This window comes from Cronobacter condimenti 1330, from assembly GCF_001277255.1.
In the GTDB taxonomy this organism is placed as follows: domain Bacteria; phylum Pseudomonadota; class Gammaproteobacteria; order Enterobacterales; family Enterobacteriaceae; genus Cronobacter; species Cronobacter condimenti.
This window is the reverse complement of record NZ_CP012264.1, coordinates 1,131,276-1,144,890: the sequence shown is the minus strand read 5'-3', so window position 1 is coordinate 1,144,890 and position 13,615 is coordinate 1,131,276. Positions and strand designations below refer to the sequence as shown.

Sequence of the window (13,615 nt, the reverse complement as noted above, 5' to 3'; positions counted from 1 at the left end):
TCGTCAGGCCAGCGAATGGCGCATCTCATACTGACGCACCGGTTGAATGCGATAGCCGCTCTGTTCGAAAAGCGGCGCAAGGCGCTGCTCAATGGCGACCGGTGTCATTAGCCCCGGAAACCGCTCATGCAGTAACGATAACAACTGCCGGGCGCGTCCTTCACGCCGGGCTTGCGGCGCAACCCACAGCGCGCGCAGTTGCGGCTGGGCATACACGGTGGCGACAATCGCGTATGCTTGGTCCTCCAGCGAAAACCCACTTCCCGGCAGGGCCTGCGCGGTTTCAGGGGCCATCAGCCATGGCAGGTCATCCGCCTGCGACGCCATTCTTTGCGCTACCTCATGCGGATCGCAGGGCACAAGCGCCTGAGTCTCCACAAACGCCGCCGGGCTGTGCGCCTGAAAGCCAACCAGCGTCCTTTGGCACACAAACCCCACGCGTTCGTACAGCCCCTGCCCCGCATCGTTGCCGACGATCACCTCAAGCGTCATGCTTTTATCGCCGCGCTCGTGCGCCTCATCCAGTAACTGCATCATCAGCGTCTTGCCCACGCCTTTACCGCGCCAGTCCGGGTGAATGGCAAATGCGGCAAGGCGGCTACGCCAGCCGCGCCGGGCGATTAATGCCAGCGCAACGACGTTATCGGCTTCAAGCCAGATGCGGCTTGCGTTCAGGCAGACATTCTCTGCGCCAAAGCGGTGGGCAAAAGCCGCGCCATCAAGCTGGAATGGCACCAGATAGCCGTCAAAACAGCGACACAGCATGGCGGCCAGCGCCTCGCTGCTCCAGTGCCACGCAGGCAGCGCGCGCAGAGTTCCGTGGTTCAACATCGCAGTTCCTCGCCAGCAGAAACTAACAGCATAACGCAGCGCGGGGAAAAGGCGATCCTACCCTTTTTCAACCACCGCCATGCCAGGCGTCAACGGCGCTGCGCGCCGTGGCTGAAACCAGGGCAGGCAAAGCTGGATAAGCGGCCCAATCGCGAGCGCATAGACCACGGTGCCGACGCCAGGCGTACCACCCATCGCCCAACCCGCCAGCAGCACTGAGACTTCGATAGCGGTGCGGATGCTGCGCACCGACCAGCCGGTGCGGGCATGAATGCCTGTCATCAGGCCATCACGCGGGCCTGCGCCAAAGCCTGCGCCGATATACATGCCGGTCGCGAGCGCATTTACCACCACCGCCGCGATAAGCAATGCGCTGCGCAACACCAGCGACGATGGCGCGGGCAGCAGGGCCAGCGCCGCATCCGCTGCAAGGCCAATCATAATAACGTTGCTGATCGTTCCAAGACCTGGCCGCTGGCGCAGCGGTACCCACAGCAGCAGCACCAGCACGCCGACGCCGATAATTACCAGGCCGATATTCAGCGACAACAGCCGCGCTGCGCCCAGGTGAAAGACGTTCCACGGATCGGTACCGAGATTGGCCCTGACAAACATCGCCGTTGAGACGCCATACAGCGCAAGCCCGACATACAGCTGAAGTAAACGACGCCACATACTTTTTCCCTCGCCAGTTAATTGGCTACTACTTTAAAGCCAGCACGCCTAAGATTAAGGTCCAGTTTTGATAAAGTGGACTGCTTATGAATACTCGTCGCACTGGCGCGGCCTCGCTGCTGCGCTTGCTTGGCCGCTGGCAGCAGGAACAGGCTCGCCTGCCGGTTTATCGCCAGCTCGCTCAGGCGCTGCGTCTGGTGATCCTGGATGGCCGTCTGCCGCTTGCCAGCCGTTTGCCGGGCGAACGGGAACTGGCGAGCGCACTTGGCGTCAGCCGAACGACGGTTGCGAACGCGCTGGGGCTGCTGCGCGATGAAGGATTCCTGGTAAGCCGTCATGGCGCGGGCTCCGCTATCGCCCTTCCCGCCGGCAGCGCGTCGGTGCCGACGCTGACGGGCAGCGGCGGCGCGCTCGATCTCTCCACCGCCGCGCTGAGCGCGGGCCCGGAGGTATTACAGGCCTGCCAGCGCGCGGTCGCGCAACTGCCGGACTACCTTGGCCATACCGGTTACGATCCGCACGGCCTGCTACGCCTGCGCGAAATTATCGCCGCCCGCTACGGCGCACGCGGTCTGCCTACCCGCGCCGATCAGGTGATGCTGGTTAACGGCGCGGTGAGCGGGTTCGCGCTCATTTTACGGCTGCTGACCGGCCCTGGTGACCGCGTAGTGGTGGATAACCCGACGTATCCGCTCGCTATCGCTGCGATTCGCGGTGCGTCGTGCCGCCCGGTGCCGGTGTCTCTGCCGCAATACGGATGGGACCCGGACGGCCTGGCCGCGACCTTTGCCCAGACATCACCGCGCCTTGCGTATCTCATTCCTGATTACCACAATCCAACCGGCCATTGTATGGACGCCGCTACCCGCGAACGGGTGGTCGCTGCCGCCTCTGCCAGCCGCACAACGCTGGTCGTCGATGAAACCATGGTTGATCTCTGGTACGAAGAGGCGCCACCGGCGCCGCTCGCCGCTTTCGACACCCAGGATGAAGTCATTACCCTGGGGTCGGCGGGCAAAAGCTTCTGGGGCGGGCTGCGTCTCGGCTGGATACGCGCAAGCACGCGTACCATCGCCTCGCTGGTACAAATGCGCGACACGCTCGATCTCGGTTCGCCGCTGCTGGAACAGCTTGCTGTTGCCACGCTGATTGAAGAGTCTGCCCATTTTCTGCCGCCACGTCGGGCGGCGCTTAAGGTGCGTCGCGACGCCTGCTTCGAGGCTATGCAGCGCTATTTTCCGCAGTGGCGCAGTACGTTACCGCAAGGGGGATTGTCATTCTGGGTGGAGCTGCCGCGCCCGCTGGCAACGCTTTTCGCCGCAAGTGCAGAAGGGCTCGGCATTCATCTTGGCGCCGGTAACCGTTTTGGCGTTGATGGCGCGTTTGAGCGCTACCTGCGCATGCCATTTACGCTTGAAACCGCGCAGCTGGAGGAGGCATTTAGCCGCTTACAGCCGCTCTGGCAACAGCTGATGGAGACGCGCGCGCCAGCGGCACGAGGCGTGGTCTAAAAGCAATGAGGGATTAAGATTAATCTTAGATGAAATAAAAACAGATGGCGAGCCTTCTGGCTCGCCATCCAATTACTGTCATCCGTGACTGCACATGATATGAGATGGTGAGGCGTATCATTTTATTATGCGACGGATTCTGACGGCGCTTTGTAACAGCGCCGTGTCACGCCGGTGATATATTAATGAAGATATCAACAAGCGGAGATTAATGCTGACGGGGGACCGGGAAACCTTTCAGGGAAATGACAAATTCATTACCGTCTTTTTGTATTTTGGCACCGGCATCGCACCAGTCAGACGCAATGCGAAAAAACTCATCGCTGCCGACATCCCAGCCAAGACGGACATGTTTTACGTAGCCTGAACGCAACAGCTCGCAGGCTTCCCGATAGGTTGAAGCCGTAGTAGACAGAGGGGCGTTTTTCATTTTCTCTTCTTCAGAAGTTTACGTAGTGCTTTGATTTCTTTTACAGAAAGTGGGGAGATATCTTCTTCGGTATGCTGGCTGTCAACGTCTTCGCCGCTCACGGCGTCATCTTCATCAGCGAGCATCAGCGCTTTGAGCAGCAGCTTTTCTGTGGCGGCACTGAGCGTCTCACTATTTTGCTCAGCATGCTGACGAAGTTTTTCTTTGAGGTCGGTATTTATTTTTACATTAAGCACCGCAGCAGTCATAGAAAATTCCTTTCTTTTCAGATGAGAGCTATTTAATACCTCAATTGATTATTAAGATCCAGCGCTAAGCTCTTACTTATAAAAAGACGTTTCAAATATTTTATATGCGTCGCCTGATTATGACAAAAAGATGACAGATAAATGACAATTAAATGAAATTTAAAATACAGAATAAAATAAAGCGGAATGCTTTTCGGCAATGAATGATGTCGGTTATAAGCGATAAATCGCAGAGTGGTCTGCTCAGCAGATAAATAATGAGAGAATTTTATGGCGGCGCAGGTGCCTGAAATGGGTGGGGGCCCTGCCAGCTACATCCCGGCACACACGTCATCTGCCTTGGCTGCTTCCTTCCGGACCTGACCTGGTAAACAGAGTAGCGTTGCGGGAGAACCAACAGGGCCCCCATTGAGAGCGTCGTTAAACGCGCAGGGCGCATTATGTCTGTTGCCCCTGGCGATTGCAACCCAACGCGCGCCGTATGTTGGTTTATTGCGCAATAGGGGTGAGCGGCCGTGCGATGTGAGTGAATGTTATCCACTTTTTGTGGGGAAATGCTTATTGTCAGCCAGAACAGTAATGACGCCTGTTGCATTCACCGGTCTCTCGCCGGGAACAACACTTGTTGGTTGCTCTTCTGCCCTGCCCTTTCATATGCTTACCACATCACTGAAAGGAGCCCCAATGGACAACCACGATACCTTCCCCCAGCGCGTTTATCAGATAGTCGCGGCTATCCCGCAAGGGTGCGTGACGACGTATGGCGAAGTGGCGCGACTGGCCGGGTCGCCGCGGGCGGCACGCCAGGTGGGTGGCGTGCTAAAACGCTTGCCGGAAGGCAGTCTCTTGCCGTGGCATCGCGTGGTGAACCGTCGTGGGGAAATATCGCTGACCGGGCCGGATTTACAGCGCCAGCGCCAGGCATTGCTCGCTGAAGGCATTCAGGTGTCAGGGAAAGGGGAAATCGATTTAGCGCGCTATGGGTGGCGCTATTGAAAAGCGCCTCCGAAGAGGCGCTGTCGCAGGCTTAGTAGGTCGTCGGAGCCGGAACGGCGGAAGACGGTGTCACCTGAGTCGGCGAAGTCGAGGGGACGGTCGTTACCGCGCCGCCGCCCGCCTGTACTGGAACTGCGGTCTGCTGCACCGGTACCAGCGTCAGGTCGATTTTCTTGCCACCGTCATTCACCGCAGGCTGCACGCGGTCGGTGATAAACACGAGTTTATCGTCAACCGTGATAGCCGCGCTCAGCAGAATGCGGGCATTCGGCTGGATGTCTGACGGTTTAAACGGCAGTACAAAGCTGTACGGCGGCTGTTTGCCTTCGGTACGCACCACTTTTTGCGAAATCACTTTTGATGGTGCGTTCGCCTGAGTGGCGTCCGACAGCGTCACGGTCAGCACAGCATCCGGCGGCAGAGTCACTTTCTGGCGGATCCATACAGTACCGGACACATTCGGCTGTTTAATCACCGGCTTCGTCGCGACGCCGGAGGTATTCGGGTTCGGGGCTGGAACAGCAATATCGGCACTTTTATCCTGCGCGCAACCGGCCAGAGCAACGGCAACGGCTAAACCACTTAACATGTGCACGAGTTTCATGGCGTTCTCCTTATTTTCAATGCACCAGTAAGCGCTTACGACTCACCAGCGTGAGCTCTCACAACATGCTTGTCGTGCTAAGTGTGGCACACATCACTTATTTTCGCCTGGAAACGCGGCGCTATTAAGATTATTGAACCCCTCTGACCAGTTGTTTTTCTGCGTTATAATCGGGCTATATCATTCGCACGGCTGTGCATTTATCGGTAGTAGAGGACCCTTTATGAGTCAGGCGCTAAGCAACTTACTGGCGTTATTAAATCTGGAAAAAATTGAAGAGGGGCTCTTTCGCGGCCAAAGCGAAGATCTCGGTTTACGGCAGGTGTTTGGCGGCCAGGTGGTCGGCCAGGCGCTGTACGCCGCCAAGGCATCAGTGCCGGAAGAACGTCTCGTTCACTCTTTCCACAGCTATTTTCTGCGCCCTGGCGACAGTCAGAAACCCATCGTCTATGACGTGGAAGTGCTGCGCGACGGTAACAGCTTCAGCGCCCGGCGCGTCGCGGCTATCCAGAACGGCAAACCGATTTTCTATATGACCGCCTCGTTCCAGGCGCCGGAAAGCGGCTTTGAGCATCAGAAAACGATGCCGCAGGCCCCTTCCCCGGACGGCCTGAAATCGGAAACGGAAATCGCCCGCTCGCTGGCGCATTTGCTGCCGCCGCAGGTAAAAGAGAAGTTTATCTGCGATAAACCGCTGGAGATCCGCCCGGTGGAATTTCATAACCCGCTGAAAGGCCACGTGGCGGAGCCTGCGCGTCAGGTCTGGATACGCGCCAGTGGCGCGATGCCGGATGATTTTCGTCTGCACCAGTCGCTGCTCGGCTATGCCTCGGATTTCAATTTTCTGGTTGTCGCGTTGCAACCGCACGGCGTCGGTTTCCTGGAGCCGGGCATGCAGGTGGCGACTATCGATCACTCTATGTGGTTCCACCGCCCGTTTAATCTGAACGAGTGGTTGCTGTATAGCGTGGAGAGTACCTCGGCCTCCAGCGCACGCGGGTTTGTGCGCGGCGAGTTTTATACCCAGGACGGCGTCTTAGTGGCCTCGACGGTACAGGAAGGTGTGATGAGGCAGCGCGGGTAAGTAATGAGTAGCCCATAAAAAAACCTCCCGCAAGCGGGAGGTTTTGGCTACGGAGATAACCCTTTATCAGGCGTTATACGCATTCTCGCCGTGGCTGTTGACGTCCAGCCCTTCGCGCTCCTGCTCTTCAGAAACACGCAGCCCGACCGTCATATCCGCCAGTTTGTAAGCGATAAACGCCACCACGCCCGACCACACCACGGTAATGGCAATGCTTTCAAGCTGCACCAGTACCTGATGCCCCATCGTCACGCCTTCGGCGTAACCCACGCCGCCAAGGGACGTTGAGGCGAAAATCCCGGTCAGGATGCAGCCCACGATACCGCAAACGCCATGCACGCCGAACACATCACACGGGTCGTCGACACGTAGCCAGCGTTTGAGCATGGTGACGCCCCACAAGCCCGCAAGACCGGCCGCGATACCCACAATCAGCGAACCGCCCACACCGATGTAACCACACGCTGGCGTCACGCCGACCAGCCCCGCGATAGCGCCGGAACAGGCGCCCAGTAAGGAAGGCTTGCCGCGCATCGCCCATTCACCGAAGACCCAGGCGAGGATTGCCGCAGCCGTAGCGACCACGGTGTTTACAAAGGCAAGACCCGCAATTTCGTTGGCGGCGCTTGCGGAACCCGCGTTAAAGCCGAACCAGCCGAAATAAAGGATAGCGGTGCCAGTAAACACCATCGGCAGGTTGTGCGGTTTGAACGCTTCTTTGCCAAAGCCCACGCGTTTGCCAATCAGATACGCCCCCACGAGCCCCGCGACGGCGGCGTTAATATGCACCACGGTGCCGCCGGCGAAATCCAGCGCGCCGTGAGACGCCAGCAAACCGCCGCCCCAGACCATATGCGCAATCGGCACGTAGGAGAACGTCATCCACACCAGGACGAAAATCACTACCGCCGAGAAACGGATACGTTCTGCCAGCGCGCCGACGATAAGTCCCACGGTGATGCAGGCGAAAGAGCCCTGGAACGCAACATGAATGTACTGATAGAAGCTGCCCATCAGGTCAGTAATTTTGATGCCCTTCAGCAGCAGCCAGTCGACGTTGCCAAAGAAACTGCCACCGCTGCCAAACGCCAGCGAGTAACCATAAACCACCCACAGTACGCAGACCAGGGCAAACGCCACCGATATCTGCGTCAGCATAGAGAGCACGTTTTTCGCGCGGATCAGGCCGCCGTAAAAGAGCGCCAGGCCGGGAACTGTCATAAACAGCACCAGCGCGGTGCAGATCATCATAAAAGCGTTATCGGCTTTATCTGCCACCGCTGGCGCCGCCAGGGCAAAACCCGGCAGAAGAGCAAGCAGGCCGAAACCAGATTTAAGGGCTGTGTGTTTCATCTTTTGCATTCCTGTAACGGTTGGCCAGAAATCAGAGTGCCGCTTCGTCGGCTTCGCCGGTACGAATACGAATCACGCGTTGCAGTTCGGCGACAAAAATTTTGCCGTCGCCAATTTTACCGGTCCACGCAGCCTTGCTGACCACGTCAATCACTTCATCAAGCTGATCGTCGGCGATCGCCACGTCGATTTTTACTTTAGGCAGGAAATTCACGCTGTACTCGGCGCCGCGGTAAAGCTCGGCATGGCCCTTCTGACGCCCGAATCCTTTCACCTCGGTGACGGTAAGGCCCTGAATGCCAATGGTGGAGAGTGCTTCACGCACGTCTTCCAGTTTGAACGGTTTGATTACCACGGTAACCAGCTTCATAGATCCCCTCCAGTCAGAATTGGGTAATGCAGCAGCGATGATAAAGGGGTAAAGCAAGGGACGTGCCAGGAATGAAAAAGCGTGCAGTGACGGCGGAAATACCGGCGAAAAAGCGCAGGGATAAGAAGCGAGACGGCGTAAGAAAATAAAAACGCACCATGCCAGTGCAGGGTGCGTTACATTTTTGCACCACAAACGGTGCGTGTTAGTAGATCGCCTAATTTTGGTGCATCAGGCGCTGAGCGGCTCCTCCTGAGCAGCGGCCTGGAGCTCTTCGCCCGCGAGCTGCAACTGGTACATCTGCCAGTAGCGTCCGCGCGCCTCCAGCAGCGCCTGATGACTGCCCCGCTCCACCGCCTGGCCGCGATGCAGCACCAGAATGGTGTCGGCCTCAACGATGGTCGAAAGCCGGTGCGCAATCACCACCAGCGTCGTGTGCTGGCGAATTGCCGCAAGCGCCTGCTGAATGGCCTGCTCGGTGCCGGAATCGATATTCGCGGTCGCCTCGTCAAGGATCAGGATTTGCGGTGCCTCAACCAGCACACGCGCCAGCGCCAGCAGTTGCTTCTGGCCCACCGAGAGGTTATTGCCCTGCTCGCCAAGACGCGTATAGATGCCTTCGCTCATTCCGCGCGCCAGCTCTGCCAGTTGTACTGTCTCCAGTACCGTCCAGACCCTTGCTTCGTCGATATCACGCCCAAGCGTTACGTTTGCAAAGAACGAATCGGCGAGCACGACCGGGTCCTGTTGCACCATCGCCACGCCTTTGCGCAGCACACCGTGGCTGAGCGAAGCGAGCGGGCGACCGTCCAGGCGAATTTCACCGGTGTTGAGCGGGTAATACCCCATCAGCAGGCTCGCAAGTGTACTTTTACCGCTGCCGGTATGCCCTACCAGCGCCACAAAGTGGCGGGACGGTACGGAAAGCGATATCTCCTTCAGCACCAGTTGGTCATCACGATAGGCGAACGAGACGTTATCCACCTCAATTGCTCCGCTTTCCAGCGGGCGCTCGTCGTGACCATAGTTCTGGCGCGGGCGATCCATCAGCTCAAACACACGCTCGCCTGCCACCATTGCCTGCTGGAGAATCGACTGTTGCGTCGTGAGTTCAATCAACGGTTCGTTGAGGCGGCCCAGATAGCTGATAAACGCATACAGCACGCCTACCTCAATCGTCCCGACCGAGGTAAACCCGAACAGCATCAGCAGCCCACACAGCACCAGCGCGGAAAAGAGACTCAGCAAAGGACGCAGCAAAAAACCATCCAGACGGAGCGTCTGCATTCGCGCCAGGTAGTGCGAATGGCTGGCTGCGTTCATCCGCTCGCCAAAACGCCCCTGCTGGCGAAACTGCTGGATGACGTTCATGCCGCCGATCACTTCGTTGAAGCCGTCGTTGATATCCGCAAGATACGTCCGCACCCGGCGCACGATAGGCGTGCTGTAGCGCTGGTAAATCATCATTACGATAAACACGGCCGGGAAAATGGTGATCGCCACCAGCGCCATACGCCAGTCGAGGCTGAACATTGCCACCAGCATCGCGCCGATAAGCGCGGCACTGCGCAGGACCGTCGCCACGACCGTGACGTAAAGATCGCGGATCACTTCGGTGTCGTTAGTGACGCGGGAGATAAGTTGCCCCACCGGCTGGGTATCGAATGCGCTAAGCGGCTGGCGCAGGGCAGCGTCCATCACATCGGTACGTAACTGTTGCACCACGCCAACCGCCGCCTGGTTAAACAGTAGCGCCTGCCAGTAGTGCAGGCCTGCCGCGAGAATTTGCAGCAGGACATAAGCGAACGCGAGCCCACCCACCAGGCCGAGCGGCAACTGGTTTTTCGCCACAAGGTTGTCGATGAAATAACTGATGAGCGCAGGCCCGGTCACTTCCGCCGCCGCCGCGACCCAGAGCATCAGCACCGCGCCGCTGAGCGGTTTACGCCACGGCGAGCCATAGGCCAGCAGACGTTTAAGCGTCGGCCAGCTCTGTCCCAGATTACGCATTCAGCGCCTCCTCTTCTTCCTCGCCTGGCGTGTCATCCAGCGCCGCTTCGAGTTGCTGATAGCGATACATATCCCGGTACCAGCCCGGCTGCGCCGCCAGCGCCTCGTGGCGTCCGCGCTGCGTAACCTGCCCGTGCTGTAACACCAGGATCTCACTGGCTTCGGTAAGCGCCGAAAGCCGGTGCGCGCTGATAATGACCGTGCGGTTTTCGCCCCACTGGCGCAGGTTATGCAGGATTTGGTGCTCAGTGCGGCCGTCCACGGCCGACAGCGCGTCGTCCAGCACCAGAATTTCCGCCTCCAGCAGCAGCGCACGCGCAATCGAGAGGCGCTGTTTCTGACCGCCAGAAAGCATCACCCCACGCTCGCCGACCTGCGTGTCATACCCCTGCGGCAGACGCAGAATATCGTCATGCACGCAGGCAAGTTTCGCGGCCTGTTCGATTTCCGCCTGCGTCGCGCCCGGTTTGCCAAGCGCAATATTGCTGGCGACGGTATCGGAAAATAAAAAAGGCGTCTGGTTGACGACTGCAAGCCGCGCGCGCCAGTCATCCAGATGTAGCCGCTGCAGCGGCACGTCATGGAAGGTCATTTCGCCCTCGTCCAGGTCGAAATGGCGCTGAATGAGCGACAGCACGCTGGTTTTCCCGGCGCCTGTCGGGCCGCACAACCCCAGCATCTGGCCGGGTTTGAGCGTAAATTGCACGTTCTGGAGCGTTGATCGTGCAGCGTGCGGATAGCGGAATTCCCGGATAGCAACTTTCAACACGCCGCGGCCCTCAGGCAGCGGTGCCTGACCATCCTCTACCACCGGCGCCTCCGCCAGCAGCGCACGGATACGGCTGTACGCCGCACTGCCGCGTTCGACGATATTGAACATCCACGCCAGCGCCAGCATCGGCCAGATCATCAGGCCAAGGTACATGGTAAAGCTGGTGAGCTGTCCGAGTGTTAGCGTACCTTGCATTACCATCCAGCTACCGCCGCCGATAGCGAGCAGATTCGCCATCCCGATGGCAATGTAAATCGTCGGGTCGAACCGGGCATCCACGCGCGCGACGCGCAGATTTTTTACGCCCGTGTCGCGCGCATCTTCTGCAAAAAGCGCAGACTGTCTGTCTTCCAGACCGAAGGCTTTAATCATTCGAATGCTGGTCAGGCTCTCCTGAGTGCGGTCATTGAGCGAGGAGAACGCCGCCTGTGCAGCTTTAAAACGGTGATGCAGCTGATCGCCATAGCGCTTGATTACTATCGCCATGACGGGCATCGGCAGCAGCGCCAGCAAGGTAAGCTGCCAGCTTATCTGCGTACTCATCACAATTAATACTGCACACCCCATCACCAGAGAATCCACGAGCGTCAGCACGCCTTCACCGGCGGCGAACACAACACGATCCACATCATTGGTGGCACGCGCCATAAGATCGCCGGTGCGATGACGCAAATAAAACTCCGGATGCTGGCGGCTGAGCTGTTGATAGAAATCACGCCGCAGTTCAACAGCAAGCTGATAGGACGCGCCGAACAGCAGCACGCGCCAGACATAGCGCAGCAGATAAACAACAATGGCTATCGCCACCAGCAGGCCAATCCACATCAGCACCTGTTGGGTGGTGTAATGACGTTGGGTGACGCCATCAACAACGTAGCCCACCACTTTCGGCGGCACCAGCTGCAGAATGGCGATAAGGATAAGCAGGGCAACGGCGCCGAGGTAGCGACGCCACTCCCGGCTAAAATACCAGCTTAACTGAGCAAATAATCGCACGCGAAGTTCCTGATTGGTCTGATGAAAAAGCGCGGGCGTCGTGGACTTGCCAGACGGTTCAGCGCTTAAGCGGCAGGGCTGTGGTGTATTTTATCTGCTCCATGGCGAAGCTCGAAGTGACATCTGACAGCCCCGGCACCCGGTTAACCAGACGTTTATAAAAGTCGTCATAGCTTTTCATATCGGCTACCTGTACACGCATAAGGTAGTCGTATTCACCCGCCATGCGCCAGAAACCGAGCACTTCCGGCATCTCTTCCACTACCGCGACGAACCGGCTGTACCACTCGCTACTGTGATGCTGCGTTTTAATCAGCATAAAGGCCGTCAGGCCGAGGCCCAGTTTTTCCGGGTCAAGGAGGGCAACGCGCTTCACAATAAAGCCGTCATCCTCCAGACGCCGGAGCCGTTTCCAGCAAGGCGTGGTTGTCAGATTAACGGCATCGGCGAGCGCCTGCAAAGAAAGCGTCGCGTCTTCCTGAAGCAGTGAAAGCAACCTGCAATCAATTTTATCTAACATTCGCGTAACCTGTAGAAAAATTTTCTCCTATAGCAGCAATCCGCAGGCTAAAAGGCAACTTATTTTCCTGAGAGATGCTTTACGCTGGGCACAAATTGATAAACCGGAACGTATCATGTCCAGCACCTGGGTTCACCACGCCATAAATGAGATCCACGCCGATGCCCGGCGCACTGCGGATACCCACTTGATCCGCTTTACCCTGCCCGCTTTCCCGGGCATCTGGTTCTATCTGAAAGACGAAAGTACGCATCCCACCGGCAGCCTGAAGCATCGTCTGGCACGTTCGCTGTTTTTATATGGTCTTTGCAACGGCTGGATCCGCGAGGGCACCCCCATTATTGAGGCCTCGTCAGGTTCGACTGCCGTCTCGGAAGCCTGGTTCGCCCGGATGCTGGGCCTGCCATTTATCGCCGTGATGCCCGCCTGTACCGCAAGGCGCAAAGTCGAACAGATTGAATTTTACGGCGGGCGTTGCCACTTCGTGCAGAGCGCCTGCGAAATTTACGAGGCGTCCGAAGTGCTCGCGCGTGAACTGCAGGGACGTTATATGGATCAGTTTACGTTCGCTGAACGTGCCACCGACTGGCGCGGCAATAACAATATCGCCGACAGTATTTTTCGCCAGATGACCGACGAACCGCACCCCATCCCCGATTACATCGTGATGAGTGCGGGCACCGGAGGTACCTCCGCGACGATTGGCCGCTACCTGCGCTATCAGGGCCACGCCACGCGCCTGATGGTCGTCGATCCGCAAAACTCCGTCTTTTATGACTACTGGCAGCAGCGCGATAGCGGACTAAAAAGCACCGTCGGGAGCCGCATTGAAGGGATTGGTCGTCCGCGCGTCGAACCTTCTTTTATTCCAGATGTGATCGATGAAATGTTGCAAGTGCCGGATGCGGCAAGCGTTGCGGCGATGCAGTGGCTGAGCGAATTGTTGGGTCGTAAAGTGGGCGCCTCTACCGGCACAAATATGTGGGGAGCATTGCAACTGGCGGCGCGGATGCGCGACGAGGGGCGCAGCGGCGCTATCGTCACGCTGTTGTGCGACAGCGGCGAGCGGTATCTGGAGACCTACCACAATCCCGCATGGGTGGCCGCATCGATTGGCGATGTGTCGCCGTGGCGCGCCACCATTACAGATCTGCTGCGTTAAGCGCGGCGCAAGCCATTACAGAGCGGCGTCAATTCGCCGCTTTTTTTACCGCC

Annotated in this window: 14 protein-coding genes and 1 other RNA gene; 4 read left to right on the top strand and 11 right to left on the bottom strand. The window is 58.0% G+C overall.

Annotation, left to right across the window (positions count from 1 at the left end; genetic code table 11):
• Positions 1-3 precede the first annotated feature (3 nt).
• Positions 4-831: a GNAT family N-acetyltransferase gene (locus tag AFK62_RS05245; protein ID WP_053531756.1), complete on the bottom strand. Its 828-nt coding sequence runs from the start codon at positions 829-831 to the stop codon at positions 4-6.
• Between the two features lie 57 nt (positions 832-888).
• Positions 889-1,506, bottom strand: a complete 618-nt coding sequence (gene yczE, locus AFK62_RS05240) for a membrane protein YczE (RefSeq protein ID WP_007673720.1) — start codon at positions 1,504-1,506, stop codon at positions 889-891.
• A gap of 86 nt (positions 1,507-1,592) precedes the next feature.
• Between yczE and yczR the strand changes: the two genes are divergently transcribed.
• Entirely contained in the window at positions 1,593-3,017 is a 1,425-nt protein-coding gene (yczR, locus tag AFK62_RS05235; protein WP_007673722.1) for a MocR-like transcription factor YczR, read from the top strand.
• 208 nt (positions 3,018-3,225) lie between these two features.
• Here the strand turns inward: yczR and AFK62_RS05230 are convergent, their stop codons facing one another.
• From AFK62_RS05230 to ffs, 3 genes are all read right to left on the bottom strand, one after another.
• Complete coding sequence (locus AFK62_RS05230) at positions 3,226-3,447, bottom strand: hypothetical protein (protein ID WP_032984455.1); 222 nt, start codon at positions 3,445-3,447, stop codon at positions 3,226-3,228.
• Positions 3,444-3,695: a hypothetical protein gene (locus AFK62_RS05225; protein ID WP_007673724.1), complete on the bottom strand. Its 252-nt coding sequence runs from the start codon at positions 3,693-3,695 to the stop codon at positions 3,444-3,446. Before AFK62_RS05225 ends, AFK62_RS05230 begins: the two co-directional genes overlap by 4 nt.
• A gap of 302 nt (positions 3,696-3,997) precedes the next feature.
• Positions 3,998-4,094, bottom strand: an RNA gene (ffs, locus tag AFK62_RS20870) — signal recognition particle sRNA small type.
• 285 nt (positions 4,095-4,379) lie between these two features.
• Between ffs and AFK62_RS05220 the strand changes: the two genes are divergently transcribed.
• Positions 4,380-4,691, top strand: coding sequence for an MGMT family protein (locus AFK62_RS05220; protein WP_007673725.1), 312 nt, complete (start codon positions 4,380-4,382; stop codon positions 4,689-4,691).
• A gap of 31 nt (positions 4,692-4,722) precedes the next feature.
• Here AFK62_RS05220 and AFK62_RS05215 read toward each other — a convergent pair whose 3' ends face one another.
• Positions 4,723-5,295: a YbaY family lipoprotein gene (locus tag AFK62_RS05215; RefSeq protein ID WP_007673726.1), complete on the bottom strand. Its 573-nt coding sequence runs from the start codon at positions 5,293-5,295 to the stop codon at positions 4,723-4,725.
• A gap of 223 nt (positions 5,296-5,518) precedes the next feature.
• Here AFK62_RS05215 and tesB point away from each other — a divergent pair, with 223 nt between their 5' ends.
• Positions 5,519-6,379, top strand: a complete 861-nt coding sequence (tesB, locus tag AFK62_RS05210; protein WP_007673728.1) for an acyl-CoA thioesterase II — start codon at positions 5,519-5,521, stop codon at positions 6,377-6,379.
• Positions 6,380-6,445: 66 nt separating this feature from the next.
• Here tesB and amtB read toward each other — a convergent pair whose 3' ends face one another.
• The 5 genes from amtB to AFK62_RS05185 all read right to left on the bottom strand — a co-directional run bounded on the left by amtB (position 6,446) and on the right by AFK62_RS05185 (position 12,400).
• Positions 6,446-7,732, bottom strand: a complete 1,287-nt coding sequence (gene amtB / locus AFK62_RS05205) for an ammonium transporter AmtB (RefSeq protein ID WP_007673731.1) — start codon at positions 7,730-7,732, stop codon at positions 6,446-6,448.
• Positions 7,733-7,763: 31 nt separating this feature from the next.
• Entirely contained in the window at positions 7,764-8,102 is a 339-nt protein-coding gene (glnK, locus tag AFK62_RS05200) for a P-II family nitrogen regulator (RefSeq protein WP_007673733.1), read from the bottom strand.
• Positions 8,103-8,333: 231 nt separating this feature from the next.
• A complete protein-coding gene (locus AFK62_RS05195) occupies positions 8,334-10,112 on the bottom strand; it encodes a SmdB family multidrug efflux ABC transporter permease/ATP-binding protein (RefSeq protein WP_053531755.1) in 1,779 nt (592 codons plus the stop codon).
• Positions 10,105-11,880, bottom strand: a complete 1,776-nt coding sequence (locus AFK62_RS05190) for a SmdA family multidrug ABC transporter permease/ATP-binding protein (protein ID WP_053531754.1) — start codon at positions 11,878-11,880, stop codon at positions 10,105-10,107. The genes AFK62_RS05195 and AFK62_RS05190 overlap by 8 nt, the downstream gene beginning before the upstream one ends.
• 58 nt (positions 11,881-11,938) lie before the next feature.
• Positions 11,939-12,400, bottom strand: a complete 462-nt coding sequence (locus tag AFK62_RS05185) for an Lrp/AsnC family transcriptional regulator (protein WP_007673748.1) — start codon at positions 12,398-12,400, stop codon at positions 11,939-11,941.
• 115 nt (positions 12,401-12,515) lie between these two features.
• On the opposite strand from AFK62_RS05185, the gene AFK62_RS05180 reads away from it, so the two are divergent.
• The gene (locus AFK62_RS05180) at positions 12,516-13,562 is read left to right on the top strand and encodes a PLP-dependent cysteine synthase family protein (RefSeq protein WP_007673761.1); all 1,047 of its coding nucleotides are present in this window, start codon (positions 12,516-12,518) and stop codon (positions 13,560-13,562) included.
• The last annotated feature ends 53 nt before the right edge of the window (positions 13,563-13,615 follow it).